The organism is Marivita cryptomonadis (assembly GCF_002115725.1).
Classification (GTDB): Bacteria; Pseudomonadota; Alphaproteobacteria; order Rhodobacterales; family Rhodobacteraceae; genus Marivita; species Marivita cryptomonadis.
Genome location: NZ_JFKD01000021.1, coordinates 39,322 through 63,200, shown reverse-complemented (window position 1 = coordinate 63,200; position 23,879 = coordinate 39,322). Strand labels below are relative to the sequence as shown.

22 protein-coding genes are annotated in these 23,879 nt (G+C 61.4%); 10 read left to right on the top strand and 12 right to left on the bottom strand.

The genetic code is table 11. The features are described from left to right. Together MCRY_RS18800 and MCRY_RS18795 are read right to left on the bottom strand one after the other, a co-directional pair. Positions 1-655, bottom strand: a 655-nt coding sequence (locus tag MCRY_RS18800) for a 4-carboxy-4-hydroxy-2-oxoadipate aldolase/oxaloacetate decarboxylase (RefSeq protein ID WP_085632739.1), incomplete at its 3' end; no start/stop codon positions are given. A gap of 80 nt (positions 656-735) precedes the next feature. Beyond that, entirely contained in the window at positions 736-1,467 is a 732-nt protein-coding gene (locus MCRY_RS18795; protein ID WP_085632737.1) for a PIG-L deacetylase family protein, read from the bottom strand. Positions 1,468-1,629: 162 nt separating this feature from the next. Here MCRY_RS18795 and MCRY_RS18790 point away from each other — a divergent pair, with 162 nt between their 5' ends. Next, positions 1,630-2,811: a LysR family transcriptional regulator gene (locus MCRY_RS18790; RefSeq protein ID WP_085632735.1), complete on the top strand. Its 1,182-nt coding sequence runs from the start codon at positions 1,630-1,632 to the stop codon at positions 2,809-2,811. A gap of 47 nt (positions 2,812-2,858) precedes the next feature. On the opposite strand, the gene MCRY_RS18785 is transcribed toward MCRY_RS18790, so the two are convergent. The 8 genes from MCRY_RS18785 to MCRY_RS18750 form a co-directional block, all read right to left on the bottom strand. Beyond that, positions 2,859-3,659: an arylamine N-acetyltransferase family protein gene (locus MCRY_RS18785; RefSeq protein ID WP_085632734.1), complete on the bottom strand. Its 801-nt coding sequence runs from the start codon at positions 3,657-3,659 to the stop codon at positions 2,859-2,861. Positions 3,660-3,669: 10 nt separating this feature from the next. Continuing rightward, positions 3,670-4,626, bottom strand: coding sequence for a VOC family protein (locus MCRY_RS18780; protein ID WP_085632732.1), 957 nt, complete (start codon positions 4,624-4,626; stop codon positions 3,670-3,672). 7 nt (positions 4,627-4,633) lie between these two features. Continuing rightward, positions 4,634-5,938, bottom strand: coding sequence for a TRAP transporter large permease (locus MCRY_RS18775; protein WP_085632730.1), 1,305 nt, complete (start codon positions 5,936-5,938; stop codon positions 4,634-4,636). Continuing rightward, positions 5,935-6,441, bottom strand: coding sequence for a TRAP transporter small permease (locus MCRY_RS18770; RefSeq protein WP_085632728.1), 507 nt, complete (start codon positions 6,439-6,441; stop codon positions 5,935-5,937). The genes MCRY_RS18775 and MCRY_RS18770 overlap by 4 nt, the downstream gene beginning before the upstream one ends. Then, positions 6,442-7,416 (bottom strand): TRAP transporter substrate-binding protein, encoded by a 975-nt coding sequence (locus MCRY_RS18765; RefSeq protein ID WP_085632726.1) that lies wholly within the window; start codon positions 7,414-7,416, stop codon positions 6,442-6,444. Between the two features lie 90 nt (positions 7,417-7,506). After that, positions 7,507-8,913, bottom strand: a complete 1,407-nt coding sequence (gene ligM, locus MCRY_RS18760) for a vanillate/3-O-methylgallate O-demethylase (protein ID WP_085632724.1) — start codon at positions 8,911-8,913, stop codon at positions 7,507-7,509. 24 nt (positions 8,914-8,937) lie between these two features. Beyond that, on the bottom strand, positions 8,938-9,666 hold the full coding sequence (locus MCRY_RS18755; RefSeq protein ID WP_085632722.1) for a GntR family transcriptional regulator: 729 nt from the start codon (positions 9,664-9,666) through the stop codon (positions 8,938-8,940). Positions 9,667-9,805: 139 nt separating this feature from the next. Next, complete coding sequence (locus MCRY_RS18750; RefSeq protein WP_138488201.1) at positions 9,806-10,699, bottom strand: AraC family transcriptional regulator; 894 nt, start codon at positions 10,697-10,699, stop codon at positions 9,806-9,808. A gap of 137 nt (positions 10,700-10,836) precedes the next feature. On the opposite strand from MCRY_RS18750, the gene MCRY_RS18745 reads away from it, so the two are divergent. The 8 genes from MCRY_RS18745 to MCRY_RS18710 are packed head-to-tail and all read left to right on the top strand — an operon-like array spanning position 10,837 to position 20,286. Continuing rightward, the gene (locus tag MCRY_RS18745) at positions 10,837-12,273 is read left to right on the top strand and encodes an aldehyde dehydrogenase family protein (protein ID WP_138488202.1); all 1,437 of its coding nucleotides are present in this window, start codon (positions 10,837-10,839) and stop codon (positions 12,271-12,273) included. Positions 12,274-12,286: 13 nt separating this feature from the next. After that, on the top strand, positions 12,287-13,489 hold the full coding sequence (locus MCRY_RS18740; RefSeq protein WP_085632714.1) for an amino acid ABC transporter substrate-binding protein: 1,203 nt from the start codon (positions 12,287-12,289) through the stop codon (positions 13,487-13,489). Positions 13,490-13,543: 54 nt separating this feature from the next. Next, positions 13,544-14,410, top strand: coding sequence for a branched-chain amino acid ABC transporter permease (locus MCRY_RS18735; protein ID WP_085632712.1), 867 nt, complete (start codon positions 13,544-13,546; stop codon positions 14,408-14,410). Next, positions 14,407-15,348, top strand: a complete 942-nt coding sequence (locus MCRY_RS18730) for a branched-chain amino acid ABC transporter permease (protein WP_085632710.1) — start codon at positions 14,407-14,409, stop codon at positions 15,346-15,348. Before MCRY_RS18735 ends, MCRY_RS18730 begins: the two co-directional genes overlap by 4 nt. Then, positions 15,345-16,082 carry an ABC transporter ATP-binding protein gene (locus MCRY_RS18725; RefSeq protein WP_085632708.1) on the top strand — a complete coding sequence of 246 codons (738 nt, stop codon included), beginning with the start codon at positions 15,345-15,347 and terminating at the stop codon, positions 16,080-16,082. The genes MCRY_RS18730 and MCRY_RS18725 overlap by 4 nt, the downstream gene beginning before the upstream one ends. Next, entirely contained in the window at positions 16,075-17,232 is a 1,158-nt protein-coding gene (locus tag MCRY_RS18720; RefSeq protein ID WP_085632706.1) for an ABC transporter ATP-binding protein, read from the top strand. Before MCRY_RS18725 ends, MCRY_RS18720 begins: the two co-directional genes overlap by 8 nt. A 4-nt stretch (positions 17,233-17,236) precedes the next feature. Further along, positions 17,237-18,712, top strand: coding sequence for an aldehyde dehydrogenase family protein (locus tag MCRY_RS18715; RefSeq protein ID WP_085632704.1), 1,476 nt, complete (start codon positions 17,237-17,239; stop codon positions 18,710-18,712). A gap of 23 nt (positions 18,713-18,735) precedes the next feature. Next, positions 18,736-20,286 carry a flotillin family protein gene (locus MCRY_RS18710; RefSeq protein WP_085632702.1) on the top strand — a complete coding sequence of 517 codons (1,551 nt, stop codon included), beginning with the start codon at positions 18,736-18,738 and terminating at the stop codon, positions 20,284-20,286. Between the two features lie 54 nt (positions 20,287-20,340). Here the strand turns inward: MCRY_RS18710 and MCRY_RS18705 are convergent, their stop codons facing one another. After that, entirely contained in the window at positions 20,341-21,090 is a 750-nt protein-coding gene (locus tag MCRY_RS18705; RefSeq protein ID WP_085632701.1) for a sulfite exporter TauE/SafE family protein, read from the bottom strand. Continuing rightward, a complete protein-coding gene (locus MCRY_RS18700) occupies positions 21,090-22,784 on the bottom strand; it encodes a thiamine pyrophosphate-requiring protein (RefSeq protein ID WP_085632699.1) in 1,695 nt (564 codons plus the stop codon). The genes MCRY_RS18705 and MCRY_RS18700 overlap by 1 nt, the downstream gene beginning before the upstream one ends. Positions 22,785-22,895: 111 nt before the next feature. Between MCRY_RS18700 and MCRY_RS18695 the strand changes: the two genes are divergently transcribed. After that, positions 22,896-23,846 carry a TAXI family TRAP transporter solute-binding subunit gene (locus MCRY_RS18695; protein ID WP_085632697.1) on the top strand — a complete coding sequence of 317 codons (951 nt, stop codon included), beginning with the start codon at positions 22,896-22,898 and terminating at the stop codon, positions 23,844-23,846. Positions 23,847-23,879 lie beyond the last annotated feature (33 nt).

Below are 23,879 nucleotides of genomic sequence, written 5' to 3'. Positions count from 1 at the left end.
CCTTGGCCGCAAGGCGCGGCCGCATGTCGTAAATGTCGAGCCCCAATTCACCGCTTGCCAGACGCGCGCGCTTGACCTCTTCGGCCTCAAGCCGTTTCTGTGCTGCCGCAAGAACATCAGCCGCATCTTCGCGGCGCACCACGCAGACCCCATCGTCATCGGCGCAGATGATATCGCCAGCACAGATCGTCTGCCCAGCGCACACGATAGGCACATTCACATCACCAAGGGTCTCTTTGACAGTGCCCTGACACGAGATGGCCTTGGACCATACAGGAAAGTTCATGCGCTCCAGATCGACGATATCGCGCACACCTGCGTCAATGATCAGCCCACGGCAGCCACGCGCCTGCGCTGAGGTGGCAAGCAAATCACCGAAATAACCACTGTCGCAGGGAGAGGTCGGCGCAAGCACCAGAACATCCCCCGCTTGCAGTTGTTCGATGGCCACGTGCACCATCCAATTGTCTCCGGGCGGCGCAGAGATCGTCACCGCTGACCCCGCGATCTTCGCTCCACGGTAGATCGGGCGCAGGGAGGAGTGCAGGCAACCAATCCGGCCCTGCGCTTCGTGGACAGTGGCCACTCCCATCTTGGCGAGGGCGTCAATCAGGGACGGATCTGCACGTGGAATGTTCTGGACAACAACGGGCATAGGGGGCTCCTTGGCAATGAATGCGGCGCGCGGCCTGTTCCACATAATGCGGCTGCGCCACTAACCGGGCGCGATCAAGATCAGAGTTCGTCAACCGTCCGAGGGAAGATCGACTGGAAGCCTTCGGCATACCGGCAATCGCGGCCACCGGCCTGGCCCCCGGAATTGCGCTTGAAATGATTGGCGCGCTGCTGCGCGACGCGGGTGTAATACTCCCACAGATGGATTTGCCCTTCGTTGCACTCCATCGCCTTGCGCTTCTTGTCCCAGACCGATGTGATGTCGAGGAAAACATCCGGCTTCCATCCCATCTGCTCGGTCTGGTGCGGCTCGAACAGATAAAGCTGCGGCGCGCCAAGCACCTTTTCACCGGGATTATGACCCCAAGCCTGCGCAATCATCCGCGCCTCAAGCGCAACTTGCGTCATGTACATGTGGTCGGTGTTGTAGGGGTCATACTGGCTGTGGCTGAGCATGAACGCGGGCTGCACCTCGCGGATCAGATCGACCAACCGGAACTTGTCATCCTTCTCAAGATGCAGCGGGTAGTCTCCCAGATCAAAGCATTCTAGTCGCGCCACGCCGAGTGCGTCCGCTGCTGCCTCGGCTTCTCCTCGCCGAATGGCCTTGATCTCGTCCAGCGATTTCCCCTCCTTCCAAAGCCGCGCGCTCTCGCCACGCTCACCGAAGGACAGGCAGGCCACTGTCACGTCATAGCCCTTCTCAGCATGCAGCGCGATGGCCCCGCCACACCGCCACACAAAGTCGGCTGCATGGGCAGATATCACGAGGGCGGTCTTCTTGGCTGTCATGACTGTCTCCCTGTTCATCTTCGTCTTGTCGCCTGAAGGTACACAAGACGCAATTTGCATTGCCGTAGAGCTTCATAAGTTTTAGCTATAGCTATCCTATGGAAATCTCACAAAAGGCCTCAAAATAGATGAAATTTCTATAATCCAGTGGAGCAAGGCTGAGTGATATCCAGAAACCTGCGTCACCTGCGTGTGTTTCTCACGGTGGCAGACGTACACACCCTGACGCGGGCCTCGGACATATGTTCCGTGTCGCAACCTGCCGTCAGCCAGACGCTGCACAAGTTGGAACAGCAGGCCGGTGGCGCGTTGTTCACACGCACCTATCAGGGGGTCTTTGCCAACGCGCGCGGCCAGACCCTTGCACGCAGGGTCAAACGCGCCTTTGCGTTGCTTGACCCCATGCTGGCCAGTCTTTCGCCACGTCTGCCGATGACAGCGACAGTCGCACAACTGCGCGCCTTGATCGCGGTCACCGAAGCCGAAAATTTCACGCTCGCGGCCAAGCGGCTTGGCCTGTCGCAACCATCGGTCCATCGCGCCATCAGCCAATTGGAGACAGAGGCCGGGAACCCCTTGTTCGAACGCGCAGAGCACGGTCTGCAACCAACCAAAGCTGCGCGGGCTTTGGCGCAGACAGCGCGTCTCGCACTTGCCGAACTGAGCCAAGCCGATGCCGATCTGGCGGAATTCGACGGGCGTGACGGGGGGCGCATTGTCATCGGTGCGCTTCCGCTGTCACGATCCGCCCTTCTGCCTCAGGCTCTCTCCGAGTTTCGCCGCCTCCGCCCGCGCATGACGATCGAGATCAACGACGGCCCGTATGACGACCTGCTGACGGGATTGCGTCGCGGGGACGTCGACATGATCGTCGGAGCCTTGCGTGTCCCGACACCAATCGCCGACATCAGGCAGGATGCGCTGTTCGACGATCACCTCGCGTTTGTCTGTGCTCCGGACCATGAGCTGGCCAACCGCAGCATTGGCTTGGAAAAGCTTGCCGACCGCGCTTGGGTCGTCCCGCGTCTGGGGTCGCCTTCGCGCGATCAGTTCGACGCCTATTTCAAAGCGAAAGCCTGTCCCTATCCGACAAGCCTGATCGAAAGCGGCTCTGTTCTGTTCATCCGCGAAATGCTGCGCACCGGCGATTTCATCGCTTGCGTGTCAGGCGCTCAGGCCGAAGCGGAAATCGAAAAGGGCCTTTTGGCGCGGATCGACGTTGCCGGGGACTGGCCCGGGCGCTCTATCGGCATCACCACCCGGTTCGATTGGATGCCGACCAAATCGCAGGCCTTGCTGGTCGACCTATTGCACCAGATCGGCAAATCGAAACACACAGGATAGCGTCAGGCTGTGTTCCAGCGGCGAGGCTGGTCATTTTTACCAATTGGTCAAAAAATGCCTTTCAGCACCAATGCGTCTGTCACTCCCGGCGGCGGGTCGATCCCAAAGTTTTCATTCAGGCAGGTCAGCACCGCGTCCGGAGTTTGCAAACTTTCGACCTCGACCAACTTGCCCTTTGCAAATTTGCGAAACGTCGCCCCATCAAGAACCAGCCGCGTGTCGCCCGTTTGGCGCGTGACGACCAATGTGCGCGTGAAGAGCGACCCCGGCAAAGTGGCGGCAAGCCAGTTGCCCGCCTGCACATCCGACATCGTCGTCAGCTCGTCGGTCAACGTATACAAATCGCGCCAGTCACCTTCAGAGACCTGACGGGACAAGACGATGCCAAGCCCGGCGCGTTTTTCCGTCCGTAGGTCGGGTGTGTCTGAACCAACCAACACGGGTTCGGTCGGCCCCGGCCCGCCAAACCCCACATCGACAAGATACTCGGCCCCATTGAGCCGCACGAGACACAGGCAATGGCTGCGCGGCCCCGGCACGTCGCGCTGCCACATAACCCGGGCCATGCAAAGACGGGCGTCAAAGCCCAGACTGCGCAATCCGGCGCAGAGCAGCGGGCTCAGTTCAGCACAATAGCCCCCACGCTTTGCGTGCAGGATTTTGTTGGCAAGGGCATTGATCTCAATCTCCGGAACGCCCCCGCAAAAGACGGTCAGGTTCTCGAATGGAATCCGGTCCAGATGCGCACGGATGATCTTGGTCAGGCTGTCTAGGGTCACAGTCAGGTCGGAAGGCAGCCCCAAACGGGACAGCCATGCATCGACGATGTCCTGTGGCGCGGCCTGCATCGGTTTGTTTTCAGCCTTCGACCGGCGGTGTGCCGTGAGTATGGAAGGTCTCGATCGTCTTGAGCCCCCACGCCTGCCCTTTCTTGCGTTCCGTTTCGGTCCAGGTGACGGTTTCCCAATCGGGTTGCAGGATCAGGCGCGCGCCCGCATTTGCCAGCTCCACTCGATTGCCCGCCGGTTCCCAGACATAGAGAAAGAACGTGCCTTGAATGCCGTGCTTGTGTGGCCCGGTTTCGATGTGAACGCCGTTTTCAAGAAAGATGTCAGCCGCGCGCAGGATGTCTTCGCGCTGATCGGTGGCGTAGGTGACATGGTGCAGGCGGTTCTGGCCACGCCCGTGTTCCTCGGTGCAGGCAAGATCGTAGGTCTTGTTATTGATGGTGAACCAGCACCCGCCAAGACGCCCGTTATCCAGACGGATTTGTTCGGTCACGCGGCTGCCCAGACAGGTCTGCATGAAGTCCCGAAACTGGGTCACGTCCTCGGCCAGCAGGTTCAAATGGTCGATCCGACGCGGCGACACACCCTGCGCGTGAAAGCGGCTCGACATGTTCTTGAGCGCGGGTTTGTCATTCTCGGGCGGATCATATTTCACCGTGTCCCAGTAGAGTTCGAACACGTGGCCAAACGGGTCTTCAAAGCGGTAGGCGCGCCCGTGACCCAGATCGCCATCAATCCAGCCGTGGGTCTTGTAGCCCGACGCCTCGATCACGGCCACACGCCGTTCCAGTGCCGCCTCAGAGGACACGCGGTAGCCGATATGGGCGACACCGGTGGTGTCGGATTTGGTGAGTTTGAGCGTGTGAAACTCGTAATCGTCCCACGCCCGCAGATAGGCGCTGTCGCCCTCAAGAGCTGACAGTTTCAACCCGTAAACACGGGTGAAGAAATCAAGGCTCTCGTCGAACTTGTTGGTCAGGACCTCCACATGGCCAAGATGGGCAACGTCAAAGCAGGGTTCGGTCATAAGCGCCTCAATTGAACATGGTGTTTGGCAGGAAGAGCGAGATTTGCGGAAAGGCCACAAGGATCGCCAGCGTGACCAGCATCATCAGCCAGAACGGGATCACCCCGACAAAAATCCGCCCCAGTGACACGCCGGGGGCCACGGATTTCACGATAAACACATTCAGACCAACTGGTGGCGAGATCAGACCCATTTCAAGCGAAAGCACCACCAGCACACCAAACCAGATCGGGTCGATCCCCATTTCCAACACGATGGGGAAAAAGATCGGCAGGGTCAGCACCAACATGGCGAACCCTTCAAGAAAACACCCCAGCACGATGTAGATGCCAAGGATCAACAGCAGGCTTCCCATCGGCCCCAGATCCAGCGCCACAAAGGCCTGGGCCACCAAATCGGTCATATGGCTGAGCGCAAGGAACGGATTGATCATATGTGCGGCGATGAGGATCAGCATCACCGTGGCTGTGGTCACAACGCTGTCTTTGGAGGCGGCCCAGAGCATGGGTAGCGTCATTGTACGGGTGACGAGCCCAATCAGGATCACAGCCCCTGCCCCCACGGCTGCAGCCTCGACCGGCGAAAAGAACCCACCGTACATGCCGCCGATGGTGATGAAGATCACCAGAACGATGGGGCCTGCCCGACTGACCGCGCGGAGTTTTTCGGACAGGGCCGTCTTTGGCCCCGCTGGCCCTAATTCGGGGCGGATCATGCAAAGTACGGTCACCACGAGCACGAACATGCTCAGCAAAAGAAGGCCGGGCAGTACTCCCGCAAGGAACAGGCGACCAATGGATTGTTCGGTCAGGATAGCATAGATGACAAAGCCGGTTGAGGGCGGGATCAGAATGCCCAGCGTGCCGCCTGCGGCAACCACTCCGGTGGACAGCCGGTCATCGTATTTGAATCGGTCCATTTCCGACAGCGCGACCTTGCCCATGGTCAGGGCAGACGCGACAGATGAACCTGACAGCGCCGCAAACCCGCCGCAGCCGATCACGGTGGCAGAGGCCAATCCGCCGCGGATCGACCCGATCACGGCATAGGCGGCGTCGAACAATTGGCGGCTCATGCCGGTCTGCGATGCGACATTGCCCATCAAGATGAACAGCGGGATCACCACGAGTTCAGGCGAGGACGCGAGGGTAAACGCCTCGGATGCCAAAAGCGAGGTGGCGGCGTTCAGTCCATTGAGCGCCCAGATGCCCAGAAAGCCGATGACAAACATCGAAAATGCGACCGGCACCCGGAGCGCCAGCAGCGCAAAGAGAGCAAGCATCCCAACCACGCCTGTCACGGACGCGCTCATGATTGGGTCTCTTTGCGGATGTCTCGGCCAGTGATCGAAAGCTCAAGCGCGCGAAGTGCAAGGCCCAAAGCTGCGAGGCACAGAAACCCGATGGAGGCCCATTGGAACCACGCCTTGGGCAGATAAAGAAGATTGGTCGACAGGTTGAGCATCACCGACAGTTTCGCACTGTCCCATGTCGCCCAAGCCAGCGCGGCAAAGATCACTGCGCCCATGGCGGCAACCGAGATGTCGATCAGACGGTTCATTGCGTCCGGGAAATAGCGTTCGAACAGATCAACCGAAATGTGCCCGCCCAAGCGGTCGCACAGCGCCATAGGCGCGAAGACAAGGATCACTGTCGCCATCGTCGTGATGTCCTGACCGCCGTAAAGAGGATTGCCAAAGGCCCGCCCCACCACGTCGATCAGAACCACGACCACGATAAACAGCAGCGCAGTCGATCCAATAGCGGCGGACAGGCCAATCAGCCTGTCCGCAAGGGTGCGTATCCGCTCCAACACTTAGTTTTGCATCGCAGCCAAGGCTGCTTCGCCTCCGACGCTCGAGACATATTCGGCGACGACGTTTGCAACAGCATCTTCGAAAGCCTGCGCCTCTTCGGTGGTCAGATCGACGAATGTGTTGCCTGCATCGGCGCGAGCCGCTTCGAGTGCTGCATCGGCCGTCGCGTTCCATGCAGTTTCGGCGTTGTTGCCAAGCGCACATCCACGCGCCTCATCCAGCGCGGCTTTCGCCTCGTCGGACAACGCGTCGTAAGAGCCTTGGCCCATCACGGCAAAGAAGGCCAAACGCCCAAGCGGAGCATTGAGCGTAAAGGCATCGGCAACTTCGTCGAGTTTGAAATCGCTGAGGGTCGAGGCACCCGTGAACACGCCGTCGATCAGGCCGGTCTGCAAGGAATTGTAAACTTGGTTGATCGGCATCTGCACCGGGGTTGCACCCAAGGCTTCAGCGACTTTGCCCGCCGTTGCACCCGCCACGCGGATCTTGAGGCCGGCCAGATCGGCAGGGGTGCGAACAACCTTGTCCTTCATGATCATGATGTTCGGCTCGGATGTCCAAAGCGCTACGGGCACGGTGCCCGGAAACTCGCCCGAGATCTCGTCCATCGCATCACACAAAGTGTCCGAGCCTGTCTTGCCCGCAGGCACGACACCCGGCAATTCGACGATCATGGTCTTCTCGAATTGCTGCGAGGTATAGCCCGGCAGACCCCATGTGATATCTGCCACACCCTGCACGGCACGGACATATTGCTCGACCGGACCCGCGCCCAGTTCACCGCCATGATAGCCGCGCACCGTCAGGCTGCCGCCGGTGGCCGCCGACAGATCGGCGTTGAGCTTTTCAATCACGCTGGCGTTGACCGTGTGGAACGGCGGCGTGAAGTTGGCGAATTTCAGTTCTTGCGCGGCCAGTGGTGCAGCAGCAGCCACAGCCAGAGCAGCCCCGATAAACGTTGTTCTGAGTGTCATATCTTCCTCCCATAAAGGGTCTGACCTCGTCAGACCCGGTGTGACAGGCGGTGCCCCTTCTGCGTGGGCACCGCCCGAAAAGCGTTGCGATCAGATTGCTTTGGTCCGCCAGCTGTTCTCAGCATAGCTCGAACGGGCCTCGTTCGAATACGGTGTCTGCGACACGCGCACCCGAATTTCAGCCTGCTTGTGTTGTTCGGCAGATGTTTTCGCGGTGTCGTCGGATTCGCCCCAGCGCATGGTCAGGATGTCACCGATCTCGACGCTCTGGTCCACGACGCCCAGCGACAGCACACAGCGTTCGTTGTAGCTATAGCCGTTGAACATGCTCATGCCGACCATCTTGTCGCCATGCATGACCATATCGGCCGAAGACGAAGCATAGTTCGGCTGCGGGAAGTCGATCCACTTGTAGGGGATGCCATCCTCGAAGGCCGAGGCGATGACCTTGAGCACGTCTTCCTTGTTCCACTCAAAGGTGACTTTCTTGCGGTTGGTCTTGCTTTCTTTCATCTTGAGAAGCGCGTCCTTCCCGATGAAATCGTCTTTCTTCCAACCGATGTAGAAATCGTAGCCGAGTTCGAACGGGTTGACGTAGTAGTCTTCGATATTGTCGCTGACAAAGCTGCCGCCGATGGCACCTGCCGCTTCGTACATCTCGGTGCCCAGCCAGTCGCGGTAGTCGGCCATCATGCCGTCACCGGTGTAGATGCCGGGCAGTGGCGACGGAATCCAGCCAGATTCCAATGTGTTGGTCGAATAGGCACGGCTGCCGCACTGAACCAGATCAACGCCCGCGTCTTTCGCCGCCTGAAGAATGGTCGAATGGATGTAGTGCTTGTCCTCATACGGGCCCCACACTTCGAGACCCGGCGCACCGGACATGCCGTGACGGAGCGCCTGTACTTTCTTGGAGCCGATATTGATCCAATCGACATGGAAGAACTTGATGTCTTGGATCGGGCCGCCGTTCATCTTTTCAAAGATCTTCGGCGCGTCAGGGCCCTGAATCTGATAGCGGTAATGGGTGCGCAGAACGCGCTCGCCCTCGGGGCGCGAAGTAGAGCGCGGGTCATGCTTGATCCGGACGTTCCATTTGCCCCAAGCCGCCGCAAACATCAGCCAGTTGGAGGTCGGTGCGCGACCGACGAGGATGAATTTGTCCTCACGCTCACGGAAGATGATGTGGTCGCCGATCACGTGACCAGCCGGTGTGACCGGAACGTAATGTTTGGCGCGGTTCAGGTTGAAATTCCCGAATGCGTTGATGCCGTGATAGGCCAGAAATTCCTCAGCCTGAGGTCCTTCGACAATCAGCTCGTCCATGTGATGCGACTGGTCGAACAGAACGGCGGTCTTGCGCCATGCTTCCTGCTCGACCCGCCAGTTGCGGAATTCCGGGGTTACAACCGGGTAGACATACATTCCGATCTGGGAATTCCGAAGCATTTCAACGGGGTTTCCCCATTCTTTCATCTTGTCGGACAAGCTGGGCATAGACGTGTTCTCCTCCTGAGGATCTTATTCTGCGGATAGTAAAGACAGACCGGGCACGCGCGTGGCGACCCCCGGTCCGGCATTGGCGAGGTAATCAAGGTTGCGCCGCGCAAGACGGGCGTGCTCGCGTGCCAGATGTTCGGCGCGGGCGCCTTCCCGGGCGCGGATCGCTTCGACGATGGCGCGGTGTTGGTGCTGCGCGCGCAACAGCGACGCGCTGAAATCCGGGATCAGTTCCTGTTCGCGCAGAAACGCGCTTGGTGACGCCAGCGGCAGACGGCTCACCCGATCCGCCTCGCGCTGCATAAGTTGGCTGCCCGAAAGGTGCGCCAAAAGGCGGTGAAAGCTGGCGTTTTCCGAGATGTAGGCGTCAAAGTCGATGTGGTCGGGCTGCGTGAGTGCCGCGTCGATCCGATCCAACACGCGCTCCACCTCGGCAAGCACTTTGGGGTCCGCCCCGCGCTCTGCCGCGAGCCGCACCGCGGTGCCTTCGATAACACCACGCAGTTCGATCGCATCGTTGATGTCGTCCAGCGTGAAACGGGCAACCCGGCAGCCACCGGTTTCGATACGCTCCAGCAACCCTTCGGCCACCAAATGGTCCATCGCCTGCCGCAACGGCGTGCGCGACAGGCCCAACCGCTCGGACAAGGCGACCTCCGGCAGACGCGCGCTGCCAGCGAATTCTCCACTCATCACAAGCGACCGAAGGCCAAGCAGCGCTTTGTCGAACTGAGTCTTGCGATCAGACATGCCCCCCCCTCAGAGCGCCCACCGCTCTCCCCAGCGACGTTCTGATCGATGTGGTAGATTGTATACAGAAACCTGTCAATCAGGGAATTATCCGCCGAACCACGCAGAAATTCGCAAATCCTGTATACACTAGTGACTGTCAGGGCCAATCAAACGGCCGCGCGGGATCGGAAACGCCTTGCTCCAATCCCTTGAGAAACGCCACTCGATACGCCCCCGGCGGTTGCATTGCGTGACGAACAAAAAACCGGCTGAATTGCGCTGCTGATCCAAAGCCCAGCGCGCTTGCGATCTCGTTCACGGACTGGCCAGAGGTCTCAAGCAAGAGCCGCGATTCGATCATCACGCGACGGTCGATGATGTCTTTGGGGCCAAACCCACGCACGCGCTGACAGATGTCGCCCAACCGGTCACGGGTCACACCGAGAGTTTCGGCATAAAGCGACACGGTCCAGCGATCACGGAAATGCCGTTCGACCAATGTGCTGAACCGGGTAAACGCGCGGTGCGATGGGCTGGCCCCCTGTGGGCCGTTAGAATAGCTTGGCGCAGAGCGCAGAAGTTCGATCAGGATCACCCGCAGATACGCCTCGACCACGACATGCGCCGCCACCGCATCCTCCTCAAGCTCGCGGCGGATACCAGCAAAGGCAGTACGCAACGCTCCTCGACGTTCAGATGCGCGGGTGAGCGGCACCGTCAGCTTGTGATCAGCAACGTCGCGCAGGTCTCGGGCTTCAGGCAAGTGCCCGATGGTATTGCCCAAGGCGCTTGCACTCAGCAGTACGTAGGTGCCAACCGCCCCGGCATCGAACCGCAGACGCGAGGTCTCGTGCCACGGACGCCACGCCAGTACCGGCGCGTCGATCCGTTCGTCCTCTCCAGCCAGAACGGCACCGCCTTCTTCGAGCAGAACAGCACACCATGACGGGCCGCGCAGGCTTTCTGCCAGACCGACAATGCGGCTGCGCAGGCCCCCATTCAAAGCCCCCGCGCGCACGGTTGCGGAGTCGTGAAAACGCAGGTCTGGCATCAAGAATCCCACAAAATAATAATTTATTGCCGCAGAGTATCATTTACTCTGGGTAACTCCGAACGATTTTATGAAACAGCCGTGGGGAGACGGCCGCGTTCAGTGAGCCTGGGGAGGAGCATCTGTACGAAACCCGCTTGATAATTGCCGGGCGACACGTCGCGCCTGATCCGGTTGTTGCGTTCGAACGACGCGACCCCGTGTCGGACGCCGTGGTGACTCGCGCCGCCGCCGGACGCGCGGCCGAAGCACGTGCCGCCGCCGTTGCTGCCGCCAGTGCATTTGCCGATTGGACAGCGACTCCGGTGCAGGACCGGATCGGCTTTTTGCAGACCGCAGCAGACGCGCTTGAGGCGCATGCAGACGAGGTGGTCGAGATTGCCTGCGCCGAGGTGGGATCGTCCCCGGACTGGGTTCGGTTCAACGTCGGCATTGCAGCAGCCATGCTGCGACAAACGTCCGATCTGGCCGATCTTCTGGACAGCACGGAAAGCCCCGTGGACGGCCATATCCTGCGCCGCAGACCAGCGGGCGTTGTGCTTGGTATTGCCCCGTGGAATGCGGCAGTCACATTGGCCACCCGTGCCGTGGCAGCACCTTTAGCCTGCGGCAACACCGTGGTTCTGAAAGGCTCAGAGCTGTGCCCCAAGACCCATGAATGGGTGGCGGACACGATTTGCAAAGCCGGATTGCCCGACGGCGTGTTGAACTACATCACCAACGCGCCCGACCATGCCGAAGAGGTGGTTGAGGCACTGATCGCCCATCCAGCGGTGCGGCGTGTGAATTTCACCGGCTCGACCCGAGTGGGGCGCGAAATCGCGATGAATGCAGCCAAGCATCTCAAGCCCTGCCTGCTGGAACTGTCGGGCAAAGGCACGGCAGTGGTGTTGGCCGATGCCGATATCGACCTTGCCGCCCGCGCTATCGCGCATGGCAGTTTCTTCAACCAAGGCCAGATCTGCATGTCGACGGAACGGGTGATTGCTGACACCTCGGTCGCGGACGCTTTGGTTGCCCGGTTGGCGCAAGAGGCCGACGCGTTGCGGTTCGCGCCCGGACAGGCCAGCCCGCTTGGCGCGCTGATCAGCCCAGCCGCAGCAGTGCGGGTCCGGGCGATGATCGACGATGCGGTGTCCAAGGGTGCCGTTCTGGTGACCGGCGGGGAATTGTCGGGCGGCGGGTTGCAGCCTGCGGTGCTGGACAGGGTGGCACCCGGCATGATGCTGTATGACGAAGAGGCGTTTGGCCCGGTGACCGGCGTGATCCGTGTGGCCGATGCCGAAGAGGCGCTGGCCATCGCCAATGACACGGATTTCGGCCTCGTCGCGTCCGTCTTCAGCCGCGACACGGATGGCGCGACGGACATGCTCTGCCAGATCGAAACCGGGATCGGCCATGTCAACGGATCGACCGTCTATGACGACCCACGCCTGCCCTTCGGTGGCGTCAAGGCGTCGGGCTATGGCCGGTTCGGCGGGCGCGATGCGGTGACCGAGTTTACCGAATGCCAATGGATCGCCATTCACGACCAGCCCTCGCCCGAGGGTGAGACCAACAATCAAAATCAATAAGGGAGGAAGACACATGAAACGCAGAAACCTTTTCGGATTGGCCGCGGCCCTGACCGTTGCCACCGCATTAAGCGGCCCGCTGGCCGCGCAAGAGACGCTGAAAATCGGCGCGGTAGGCCCAAAGACCGGCCCGCTCGCCGGTGGTGGCGCGGTCACGTTCTGGCCAAATGTGCAGCTTTGGGCCAATGACGTGAACGCAGCCGGTGGCATCGACGTGGGTGGCACCAAGATGATGGTCGAGATTATCGAATACGATGACCAGACCAACCCGGGCGAAACCATCAAAGCGGTTCAACGACTGGCCACACAGGACGAGGCGGATTTCATCCTTGCACCCTACGGCACTGGCCTGAACATCGCGTCCGCGCCGATCTTTGAACGCTACGGCTATCCGATGGTCACGCACACAGCGATTTCCGACCAGATTGCAGACCTGTCCGGCAAATTCCCGAACATGTACTTCCTGCTGGGCGGCGCGACCGGCCTTGCGGGTGGCGTCGTCGACGTATTGACCCAGATGCGCGACGCCGGAGAGATCGGCAACAGCGTGGCCATGGTCAACGTGGCAGATGCGTTCGGCATCGAACTGGCCGAAGCAGCGCGTCCGCAATTCGAGGCTGCCGGGTTCGAGATCGTCTACGACTCCTCCTACCCGCTGGGCACACAGGATTTGTCCCCAGTCATCAACGGTGCACGGGATTCCAACCCCGATGCGTTTGTTGCCTGGTCCTACCCGCCTGACACGTTCGGCCTGACCGAACAGGCGCAGATCGCGGGTCTCGCGCCCAAGGCGTTCTACACCGCCGTGGCCACCGCGTTCCCGTCCTACGGTGCGCGCTTTGGTGCGGCAGCTGAAGGCGTGTTGGGTGCTGGCGGCGTGTTTGCCGATGGTGACGCGTTCAAGGACTATGCTGCCCGTCACGAGGCCGTGACAGGGGCCAAGCCTGACTTCTGGGCCTCGGCCCCGGCCTATGCGTCGTTCCAGATCCTGCAGCAAGCCATCGAAGGCGCTGGCACCACCGACAAGGCGGCTGTCGCGGAATACATCGCCAACAACGACTTCGACACGATCATCGGCCCGATCACTTGGGACGAGAACAACTCGAACGCCGAATACTGGACCGTGGGTCAGTGGCAGGACGGCGTGTTCAAAGGCGTGGCCTCGACCGGTCGCGATGGTGCGGTTGCCGCAATCCCCAAGACCGGCTGGGAATAATCCCGCGTTGGCCCCGGCATGTCCGGGGCCATCCACACTTAACCCGGAGACCACATGGACATTCTGATCACAGGGCTTTTGCTGGGCGGCACCTACGCGCTGATCGCGATGGGGCTGAACCTGCAATACGGCATGGCAAGGATCATGAACCTCGCAAACGGGGAATTCCTTGTGGCAGGCGGCTTTGCGGCCTTCTGGTTTTACACGGCAGCACAGGTCAGCCCGCTGTTGACGATCTTTATCGTGGCGCCTTTGGCCTTTGGGCTGAACTGGCTGATTTATGTCGTGATGCTGCGCCCGCTGGTCAAACGCGCCAAGTCGCATGGTCAGCTTGAGGTCGACGCGATCCTGACCACGTTTGGTCTGGCCTTTGTATCCGTCGGCATCATGCTGGCGCTCTTTGGCGGCGACTATTTCTCATATTCCTATCTCGCCCGGCCCATCACCCTGATCGGCGACACCTATGGGCTGAACCGCGTGACGGCGGCGGTTGCGGCGGTGATCATTTGCGGCGGGCTGTGGCTCTGGCTGAACCGCACCCGTGCAGGCATGTCGATCCGCGCGATCGCGGTTGATCCGAAAAGCGCCCGTCTTGTGGGCATCGACGTGCCAAAACTGTCGGCGCTTGCCTTTGCGCTGGGTGGGGCGGTGACGGCTGTTGGCGGTGCACTCATTTCCACCTTCCTGACGCTCGATGCCTCGACCGGCGTGATGTTTACGCTCAAGGCGCTGGTGATCGTCATCATGGGCGGCGTCGGTGATGTGCGCGGCACCATCGTGGCGGCCCTCTTGCTGGGTATCCTTGAGACCTTCGTCGCCACGTTGATCGACCCCGGCCTGACACTCGCGGCGGCGTATCTGCTGTTTGTCCTGATCCTGCTCTTCCGTCCGCAGGGCCTGTTCGGGAGGCGCACGACATGAGCCTGACCAAACGCGACTGGCAATCCATCACGCTTTCGGCGGTTTTGCTGGCGGTCGCTGCCTGCCTACCACTGACTGGCGACGCCTACATGCTGTCCATCGGCATCACCATCGCGATGTACGCGGTGCTGGCGACAAGCTGGGCGCTATTCTCTGGCCCGACGCATTACATCTCCTTGGCCACAGCCGCGTTCTTTGGCCTTGGCACATACACCACCGCCATCGGGATCGAAAACGGGCTGAACTACTGGGTGACGCTGCCCATCGCTGCCATTCTGGGCGCGGTTCTAGCGGCCTTGGTAGGTCTTGCGACGCTGCGCCTGTCCGGCGTCTATTTCGTGATCTTCACGCTGGGTCTGGCCGAACTGGTGCGGCAGGTGGTGACATGGGGGCAGAACGTGTCGGGCCAGAAAGGCCTCTATGTCCTGACCGACATCACCGAAGTGCACATCTACTGGCAACTGCTTGTGCTGGCCGCCATCGTGTACCTGACCGGTTGGGCCATCGGGCGGTCACGCCTTGGCTTCGCCCTGCGCATCATCGGCGACGATGAAGAAGTGGCGCGCCATTCCGGGATCAATACATCCCGCGCCAAGATCCTGCTGTTCATGGTCTCGGGCGCGACCGCTGCCGTGGTTGGGTCGATGCTTGCACCGCGCTATATCTACATCGAACCCGCGCTGGCATTCACTCCGATGTTGTCCTTCCTTGTCGTCATCATGGCCCTGCTAGGCGGCACTGGCAGGCTTTGGGGGCCGCTGGTGGGCGTGATCCCCTTCACCCTGCTGTGGGAGGCGATCTCAGCCAGTTTCCCGAACCAGACGACGCTGCTTTTGGGTCTGAGCTTCCTTGTCATCGTCTACCTGCTGCCGCGTGGCTTTGTCGGGCTGATCGAAAGCGGCAAACGCAAGATGCGGGAACGGGAGGCGTTTGCATGACCACCGGACCCACCGTTCTGTCCTTGCGCGGGGCCACCAAACGCTTTGGCGGGTTGGTGGCGGTCAACGACATGGATTTCGACGTGACCGAGCACGAAGTGCTGGGCCTGATCGGCCCAAACGGGTCGGGCAAATCCACCACGCTGAACCTGATCTCTGGCGCGTTGAAGCCAACCGAGGGCACGATTTCCCTGCGCGGGACACCGATTTCGCATCTCTCTGCGGCGGACATTGCCCGCCGTGGCATTGCCCGGACCTTCCAACTGGTTCGCCTGCTGCCGTCCATGACGGTTCTGGAAAACGTCCGTGCCGGGGCCGTGTTCGGCCATCGCCGCCGCTGGGGGGCCGAGGCGGATGCCCATGCGCTGCGGATGCTGGCGCTGGTGGGGCTGGACCGTCGTGCCAATGCCCATGTTGGAGAGCTGACCTATATCGACACGAAACGTGTCGAGCTGGCCCGTGTGCTGGCGTCTGAACCCAAGGTGCTGCTGCTCGACGAATGGCTGGCTGGTCTGAACCCGACCGAGCTTGAGGAAGGCATCACCCTCATCAAGCGCCTGCGCGACGAAGGCCGCACGATCATTCTGGTGGAACATGTGATGGACGCGATCCGGTCGCTCTGTGATCGCTGCGTGGTTATGTCGACCGGCCTCAAGATCGCCGAGGGCACGCCGGAACAGGTGCTGTCCGATCCCGAAGTGATCCGCGCCTATCTGGGGGATGACGATGCTTGACGTCCGTAATCTGTCCGTCAGCTATGGCAAGCACCGCGCTTTGGACGGCGCATCGCTGCGTGTCGGCAAGGGGGAAATCGTCGTTATCCTTGGTGCGAATGGCGCCGGGAAATCGACGCTGCTCAAAGCGGTCTGCGGGATTTGCGAAGGGCGTGTGTCAGGTGAGGCGCTGCTGGAAAACAGCGATCTGGTCGGAGAGAAACCGCACAAGATCGTCGAGGCCGGGATCGCACTGGTGCCCGAAGGCCGTGGTGTGTTCGGCGATCTGACGGTCGAGGAAAACCTGACGCTTGGGGCCTATGCCGAACGGGCGCGGGATGACGAGGCGGGCAACCTGCAACGGGTGCTGTCGCTGTTCCCGAAGCTGGGCGAACGCCGCAAACAGACCGTGCGCACCATGTCGGGTGGCGAACAGCAGATGGTCGCCATCGGCCGCGCGATGATGTCAAACCCGTCGATCCTCGCGCTGGACGAGCCATCGCTCGGCCTGTCGCCACTCTTGTGCAAAGACCTGTTCGAAAGCCTGCGCGTGGTGAAACAGGCCGGGCTGGGCATTTTGCTGGTTGAACAGAACGCCAAGCAAAGCCTGCGCATCGCGGATCGCGGGTATCTATTGGAGAACGGAACCATCGTGCACGAGGATGATGCAGAGCGGCTGGCCAATGACCCGGCCGTGCAGAAAGCCTATCTGGGCGGCAGTGGCGCGGCGACCGGGGCAAAGCGCCCTGGCCCTACACAGGCTTCAATGCCCAAACCATCCGCACCGCGTCCTGCAGCGGGACCAAAGCCAAGCGACATTGCAGCGGCGGCGATGAAATCGGTCAGCGCTCCCGCGCGACCAGCCCCACCTGTGCAACCTGCCGCACCGGCACCAAAGCCGACACCCGTAACAAACGGCGCAGCACCGGCGCCCAAACCAAACGCACCGAATATCGCGGATATGGTCGCCAAGGCCAACGCCGCATCGTCGCGTCGGAATGGGGCCGCGCCCGCGCCAAAGCCGGCGACACCACCGCAACCAACAGCCCCTGCACGCCCCGCGCAGCCTGCCATTCCCGACTTTGCCTCATCCTCGGACCGGCTGCGCGCCATGATCGAAGAGATCGAAGCCGCGGCCCGCCGTGCTGAAACCTACAAGCCAAGGAGATAACGCCATGCTCGATACGACCTCCTCTGCGCCCTCCATCCGAGGCCTCTATATCGGAGGAAGCTGGGTGCCCGCCGCCCGCACCTTTGATGACCTCAACCCATCGGACAATTCGCTGTTTGCCCGCATCCCCGATGGCAGCGCCACCGACATGGACCGCGCCATTTCTGCAGCACAGGCCGCGTTCCCCGACTGGTCGCAACGCAATTTCCAAGAGCGCGCCAAGATGCTGTTGCGCATCGCGGATGTCTGGGAAAGCCGCAAGGACGATTTCATCCACGCCGTGATGCACGAAGGCGGCGGCTGGTACGGCAAGGGGGTTTTCGAGGCAGGCTTCGTGGCCGAGATTTTCCGCACCTCTGCATCGCTTTGTTACCAGTCCACCGGCGAAGTGTTGCCCTCGGCAGATGGCAAGGTGTCGATGGCGACCCGCTGGCCTTTGGGCGTGGTCGGTGTGATCTCGCCATGGAACATGCCCGGCATCCTGACGTCACGCGGCTATGCAGCGGCGCTGGCTGCGGGCAATTGCGTTGTGCTGAAACCGTCCGAGGACACGCCCTATTCAGGTGGTCTGTTCCATGCCGAGGTTCTTGAGGAAGCAGGTGTTCCCCCCGGTGTGTTCAACGTCATCACTTGCTCGCGCGACAGCGTGGGCGAAGTGGGCGATGCCCTGATCGAAGACCACCGGGTCAAGGCCATCTCGTTTACAGGCTCCACCGCCGTGGGTCGCCACATCGCGGCCAAATGCGGTGCGCATCTCAAGAAGTGCTGCGTCGAACTGGGCGGCAAGGATTCGATGATCGTGCTGGAAGACGCCGATCTCGACAAAGCCGCTGAAGCCGCGAATTTCGGCAGTTTCATGCACCAGGGCCAGGTCTGCATGTCTACGGAAAAGCTGTTGATCCACGACAGCGTCTACGAGCCGTTCATGCAGAAATTCCTTGCCCGCGCGGGCAAACTCAAGACCGGGCATGTCAACGACAAGACCAACGTCATCGGCCCGCTGGTGAACACGCGTCAGGCACACCGGGTCAAGGCGCTGATCGACGACGCGGTCGCCAAAGGCGCGCATCTCGCCCTAGGTGGCAACGCGTGGGAGAACTTTGTCGAACCCACGGTGCTGACCCATGTCGACCGGTCGATGGACATTTGGCACGACGAAACCTTTGGCCCCGTTGTCATCGTCGCCCCGTTCCGCACCGAGGAGGAAGCGATCGAGATGAACAACGACACCGAATACGGCCTGACGGCCGCTGTCTGGACCGCCAATGAAGGCCGTGCCCTGCAAATGGCCGGGCGGCTTGAGACCGGGATGGTCCACATCAACGACCAGAACATCAATGACGAACCGCAGGTGCCATTCGGCGGGGTCAAGGCCTCTGGCGTGGGCCGCTATGGCGGGCGCTGGTCGCTGGATGCCTTTACAGAACTCAGGTGGATCACGCTCGAACGCGGCGGTCGCCATTACCCGCCGGTCTTTTGATCAGCATTTAGGGAGGATTACACATGACAGCCCTTGGATGGATTATCCTGCTTCTGGTCATCGCCGCCGTCGTGGTCGTGCTGGCCGCATGGTTCTATGAACGCGCCACCAACGAAATCAGCCTTGTGCGCACCGGGGTCGGTGGTCGGAAGGTTGTGATCGACGGGGGCACACTGGCCATTCCGTTCTTTCACGAGATCAGCCGCGTCAACATGCAGACCATCCGCATGGAGGTCACCCGCGCGGGCGACAGCGCGCTGATCACCAAGGACCGGATGCGCATTGACGTAGGCGCGGAATTCTACGCCTCGGTCCTGCCCGAAGACGCCGCCATCGTGCGTGCGGCGCAAACGCTGGGCAAACGCACGTTCCAGCCGGATCAGCTCAAGGCGCTGATCGACGGGATGATGGTCGACGCCCTGCGGTCGGTTGCGGCGCAGATGACGATGGACGAATTGCACGAGAACCGCTCCGAATTTGTCCGCGAGGTGCATGAGGCACTGGCCGATACGCTGGTGAAATACGGGCTGCAACTCGACAGCGTGTCTTTGACCGCGCTCGATCAGACACCCTTTTCATCGCTGGACGAGAACAACGCCTTCAACGCCGTGGGTATGCGTAAGCTGGCCGAGGTGATCGCCAAGTCCAAGAAGGAACGCGCCGAGATCGAAGGTGAAACCGCTGTCGCCGTGCGCCGCGCCGAGGTTCAGGCAAGCCAGCGCAGGCTGGAGATCGAGCTGGAGGAACGCCGGTCCGAGATCGCGCAGACGCAGGAAATCGAAACCCTGTTGGCCGCGCAATTGACCGAGGTCGCGCGCCGCAAGGCCGAAGCGGAACGCGAGGCCGCACAAGCCCGCATCCGGATGGAGCAGGAAATCCAGGCCACCTCGATCCAGCGCGAATTGCAGATCCGCGAAGCCGAGATCGCGCAATTGCGGGCGCTTGAAATCGCGGAGCAGGAAAAGGTCATCCAGACCGCTGCCAAGAGCGAGGAGGAATCCAAGGCGCGTGCAGAGGCAACGATGGCCCGTGCGCAATTGGTCAAGGCCGAGGAAGAAATCCAGACCCTGCGCGAGATGGCCGAGGCCGAACGGCGCAAGGCGCTGGCTCTGTTGGCCGCTCAACAGGATGCCGAAGCCAACGCCGAACGCGCGCGCATCACCTCGATCGCGGATCAGGAGGTGGCCAAGGCCAAGGGTGTCATCCGCCGCGAAGAAGCGGCGTCGATGAAGGTCTACAAGACCGCCGAGGCCGAGGCCGAAGGCGAGCGTATCAAGGCCGAGAACACCCGATCCAAAGAACTCATGTCGATGGAGCTGGAAAAGGCACGGCTGGACGCGATGCCAAAGATCCTCGCCGAAATGGTCAAACCCGCCGAGAAGATCCGTGGGATCAACATCAACCACGTCACCGGGCTTGGCAGGACCGAAGGCGGTGGCAGCACCTCCCCGGTCAGCCAGACCATCGACTCGATCCTCGATATGGCGGTGGCGCTGCCTGCGATGAAAAAGATCGGCGATCAGATCGGCGTCAACATGGACGGGGTCCTTCCCACGAGCGACAAGAAGGGCTGAGCCCCTTCCAACTTCAGCGCAACGCCATCCCCATCCGGGGGTGGCGTTTGTCGTTCAAAGCCCCGCCTGCAGCGCGTCCCAGATCAGCTTGACCGCGATCACCGCCAGAAGCGACAAGATGAGCCGGTCAAACGCCTGCTTCGACAGGAACCGCGCCGCCCATGACCCGATGGGAATGCCCAAAAACATCGGGATCAGTGCAAGAAACGCCAGCAACAAGCGGTCCAATGTCAGGATGCCGAGCGTCCAAAGCGCGGGCACCTGTGTGAGCGACATGGCCAGAAAGAAGATCGCGATTGTGGCGATGAATTCCTTGCGCGGCAGGTTCAGAGCATTGAGAAACGTGATCGACACCGGCGCGGACAACCCGCCCGCCCCTTGCATGACGCCACCGATCAGACCCACGTAAGGCCCCATCTGCCGCCCGCGCTCTCGTGGCAGCACCCAGTTGGGCCGCGCCAGCCGCAGGCCGATATAGGCAAAGACCACCACCGCCAGCGCCCCCATCAACAGCGGCACCGGCAGGGACGCCAGCAGGATCGACCCAAGCACGGCCCCAATGGCCCCCATCGCCGCAAAGCCCCAGACAAAGCGATGCTCTGTCACCTCAGATCGGAAGGCCCAGCTTTGCCAGATATTGGTGCAGAGGTTGAGCACCGAAAAGATCGCCACCGCCATCGGCACGTCGAACACGATGGCCAGAACTGGCACACCCACAACCGGCGCGCCCGCCCCTGTGGCGCCTTTCAGGAAGCCGCCCAGCAGGATGCCGACAAAGGCAAAGGCCAAAGACACAGGATCCATCAATGATCGTCCGATGCCGCAACCGACAGATCGAGCAACACCTGACGGCGTTCGGTGCGAATGATCTCGACCGCGCGGCGCAGGGCTGCGGGCAGGTCTGCGCCCCTCTCGATCCGTTCGGCATGCGCCCGGCTGGCACGGGCCACCTGCGTGAAGTCGGGCAACGGTTCGAGCGAGGTCAGCGGGATGCGGTTCTGCCGCACCGCAGCGCCATCGGGGTAGCCCTTGACCACCGACCGCCGCACGGCGTTCCACATCGCGTTGTTCTTGATGATGGTCAGGATCGGCAGGCTCAGCGCCTCGGCGATCTGGTGGCAGGTCACCGGGTTGGCGAACATGTACGATCCGTCACCCACACAGGCGATCACCAACCTGTCCCGGTCGGCCAGTTGCGCACCCAGCGCGGCTGGCATGGCCCAACCAAGACCACCGGCATGGACGTTGGAAAACACGCGGTTTGGGCCTTTCAGGGTCATATGGGGCAGCAGCAGCCCCAGTTCCGAGAACGCCACTGCGCTGTCATTCATGATGTCCGAGATACAGGCACTCATCCATTCCGCACTCATCGGACCGTCGCCACCTGCATCGGGTTCTGGCAAAGCACTACGCAGCAATGCGACCTTGGCGTGAACGCTCTGCCGCCGTGCAACGGCAGTGGTGTCCGGCTCATGCAACAACAGCGCCTCAAGCGCCATAACCGGATCAGCAGTGATCGCCAGATCGGTACGGTAGCCGCGCACGGGCATCCGGCGGAACAACGGGTCCGGGCCGATATGCGCGACACGCACGTCTTTGCCGGGCGCGCTGACCGCTTCGATCCACGGCACGCCGCTGTCCAGTACGATCACCAGATCGGCCTCTGCCGTGGCGGCTTTGGGATTGTAGCCCAGCAGGGCAGGATCATCCGAGGCCAGCACATTGCGGATGCTGAACGGTTCCGACACGGCAAGGCCGAACGCCTCGGCACAGCGCGACAACAGAGCAGACACCCTGCCTTGCGGATCGCTGCGTTGGCACAGGACCACCGGCATCTTCGCCTCACTGATCCACGCGGCCAATGTGGCGATCGCCTCGGCGTCAGGCGCTGCGGGTTGCGCGCTTGCGGGAACCGGCACAGGCGCAAACCCGTCCGGCAAGGCCTCGGTCAGGGGCTCCTTGGGCAGGCTCATGTAGACCGGCCCCTCCGGCGCGCTGACCATTAGAGACGCCGCGCGTTTGGTCACGCTGTCAGCCTGTTCGGGATAGCGCAGTTCGTAGTCGAACTTGACCACGTCACGTACAAGGCTGGTCTGGTCATACATCTCCTGCCCGTACTGGATCGGTGTCATCCGCCCACCCTTGCGCCCCGTTTCAGTCAACGGCGTGCGGCCCGACAGCACGAAGACCGGCACATTGTCGGACGCGGCGTTGATCACGCCCATCACGGCATTGGCCAAACCGACATTCACATGGACCATAACGGCCTGCGGACGCCCCGTGACCAGCCAATGCCCATGCGCCATCGCCATGCCCGCCGTTTCATGCGGAACCGTGATCGGAGTTGGCGCGTCGCTTTCGGAAAGCTGCACAAGCCCCTCGATAATCGGTGGAAAATCCGTTCCCGCATTGGCGAACAGATAGTCAATGCCAGAGGCTTTCAGGGCCATCAAAAGCGCTTCGCCGCCCGTCTTGGGGCGCGCCGTTTGGTCTAACATACATCCTCCCTGAATCTCTGGCTTGATATTCCGCCACCACTTCGTAAAGTCAACTTATTCTCAATAATTGGGATTCTAACCCAAACGAGAACCACAATTGGGAGGACAACCATGAAGACGCTACTCACCGCGGCGGCGGTATTTCTAGGCGCAACCCTTGCCACATCGGCAAGCGCTCAGAATGTCGGCATCGCCACATCGAACCCGGGATCACTGTTCCACAATATCGGCACTGCCGTGGCGAACGCCGCCAACGCTGCCGGACTGAACACCACGATCCAACCTGCCACCAGCCCCAACCAGTTCATTCCGTTCATTGATCAGGGCGGCATCGAATTCGGCGTCGCGAACCTGCAAGAGGTCGATTATGCCGTCAACGGCGACGCATGGTGGGAGGGCCGCACCAACCCGAACCTGCGCGTCGTCGCGCACCTGATGCCATTGGTCGAAGCGATCTTCGTGCGCGCCGACAGCGACATCATGAAGGTGTCGGATCTCAAGGGCCAGCCGATGACCGATGGCTACACCGCGCAGAACACCATCCTGCCACAGCTTGCCGCGTTCTATGCCACCGCCGGAATGACCCGCGACGATGTCGAGAAAGTCTCGGTCGCCAGCGTCGTGGCCGGGGCTGATGCCTTCATGGCGGGAGACACGGTCGGGTTTATCTTTGCGCATGGCGCCGGCAAGGTCCGCGAGGCGGATGCCGCCGTGGGTGGCCTGCGCGCACTGGGCGTCGAGGATGAAAGCGATGCCGCATTGGCCGCGGCCCGCGCACATTGGCCAACCGCGTTCTTCACCACTCTGCCCGCAGGCGCGATGCCCGGCGTGCTCGAAGACACGGTTTATATCGCCTTCCCGCAGGTCGTCTTCACCCACGCGGGCGCGTCGGATGATGTGGTCTATGCGATGACCAAGGCCATGTACGAAAACGCCCAAGTCATGTCCGACACCTTCCCGCCGTTCCGCGCCTTCAAGCCCGCAGACATGAAAGGCGAACAGGGCGTTGCCGAATACCACCCCGGCGCGCTGCGCTTTTTCGAGGAAGTGGGCCTGAACTAAGCCCCGGCGCGTGCCCCGAACTGCGGGCGCGCG

What these genes read in the sequence shown, in the direction of transcription:
- MCRY_RS18715 (WP_085632704.1), top strand. Translation starts at nt 17,237, where the DNA reads ATGCTCGATACGACCTCCTCTGCGCCCTCCATCCGAGGCCTCTATATC.
- MCRY_RS18765 (WP_085632726.1), bottom strand. Translation starts at nt 7,416, where the DNA reads ATGACACTCAGAACAACGTTTATCGGGGCTGCTCTGGCTGTGGCTGCT.
- MCRY_RS18750 (WP_138488201.1), bottom strand. Translation starts at nt 10,699, where the DNA reads ATGCCAGACCTGCGTTTTCACGACTCCGCAACCGTGCGCGCGGGGGCT.
- MCRY_RS18720 (WP_085632706.1), top strand. Translation starts at nt 16,075, where the DNA reads ATGCTTGACGTCCGTAATCTGTCCGTCAGCTATGGCAAGCACCGCGCT.
- MCRY_RS18730 (WP_085632710.1), top strand. Translation starts at nt 14,407, where the DNA reads ATGAGCCTGACCAAACGCGACTGGCAATCCATCACGCTTTCGGCGGTT.
- MCRY_RS18785 (WP_085632734.1), bottom strand. Translation starts at nt 3,659, where the DNA reads ATGCAGGCCGCGCCACAGGACATCGTCGATGCATGGCTGTCCCGTTTG.
- MCRY_RS18740 (WP_085632714.1), top strand. Translation starts at nt 12,287, where the DNA reads ATGAAACGCAGAAACCTTTTCGGATTGGCCGCGGCCCTGACCGTTGCC.
- MCRY_RS18795 (WP_085632737.1), bottom strand. Translation starts at nt 1,467, where the DNA reads ATGACAGCCAAGAAGACCGCCCTCGTGATATCTGCCCATGCAGCCGAC.
- MCRY_RS18700 (WP_085632699.1), bottom strand. Translation starts at nt 22,784, where the DNA reads ATGTTAGACCAAACGGCGCGCCCCAAGACGGGCGGCGAAGCGCTTTTG.
- MCRY_RS18755 (WP_085632722.1), bottom strand. Translation starts at nt 9,666, where the DNA reads ATGTCTGATCGCAAGACTCAGTTCGACAAAGCGCTGCTTGGCCTTCGG.
- ligM (WP_085632724.1), bottom strand. Translation starts at nt 8,913, where the DNA reads ATGCCCAGCTTGTCCGACAAGATGAAAGAATGGGGAAACCCCGTTGAA.
- MCRY_RS18780 (WP_085632732.1), bottom strand. Translation starts at nt 4,626, where the DNA reads ATGACCGAACCCTGCTTTGACGTTGCCCATCTTGGCCATGTGGAGGTC.
- MCRY_RS18725 (WP_085632708.1), top strand. Translation starts at nt 15,345, where the DNA reads ATGACCACCGGACCCACCGTTCTGTCCTTGCGCGGGGCCACCAAACGC.
- MCRY_RS18735 (WP_085632712.1), top strand. Translation starts at nt 13,544, where the DNA reads ATGGACATTCTGATCACAGGGCTTTTGCTGGGCGGCACCTACGCGCTG.
- MCRY_RS18705 (WP_085632701.1), bottom strand. Translation starts at nt 21,090, where the DNA reads ATGGATCCTGTGTCTTTGGCCTTTGCCTTTGTCGGCATCCTGCTGGGC.
- MCRY_RS18775 (WP_085632730.1), bottom strand. Translation starts at nt 5,938, where the DNA reads ATGAGCGCGTCCGTGACAGGCGTGGTTGGGATGCTTGCTCTCTTTGCG.
- MCRY_RS18710 (WP_085632702.1), top strand. Translation starts at nt 18,736, where the DNA reads ATGACAGCCCTTGGATGGATTATCCTGCTTCTGGTCATCGCCGCCGTC.
- MCRY_RS18695 (WP_085632697.1), top strand. Translation starts at nt 22,896, where the DNA reads ATGAAGACGCTACTCACCGCGGCGGCGGTATTTCTAGGCGCAACCCTT.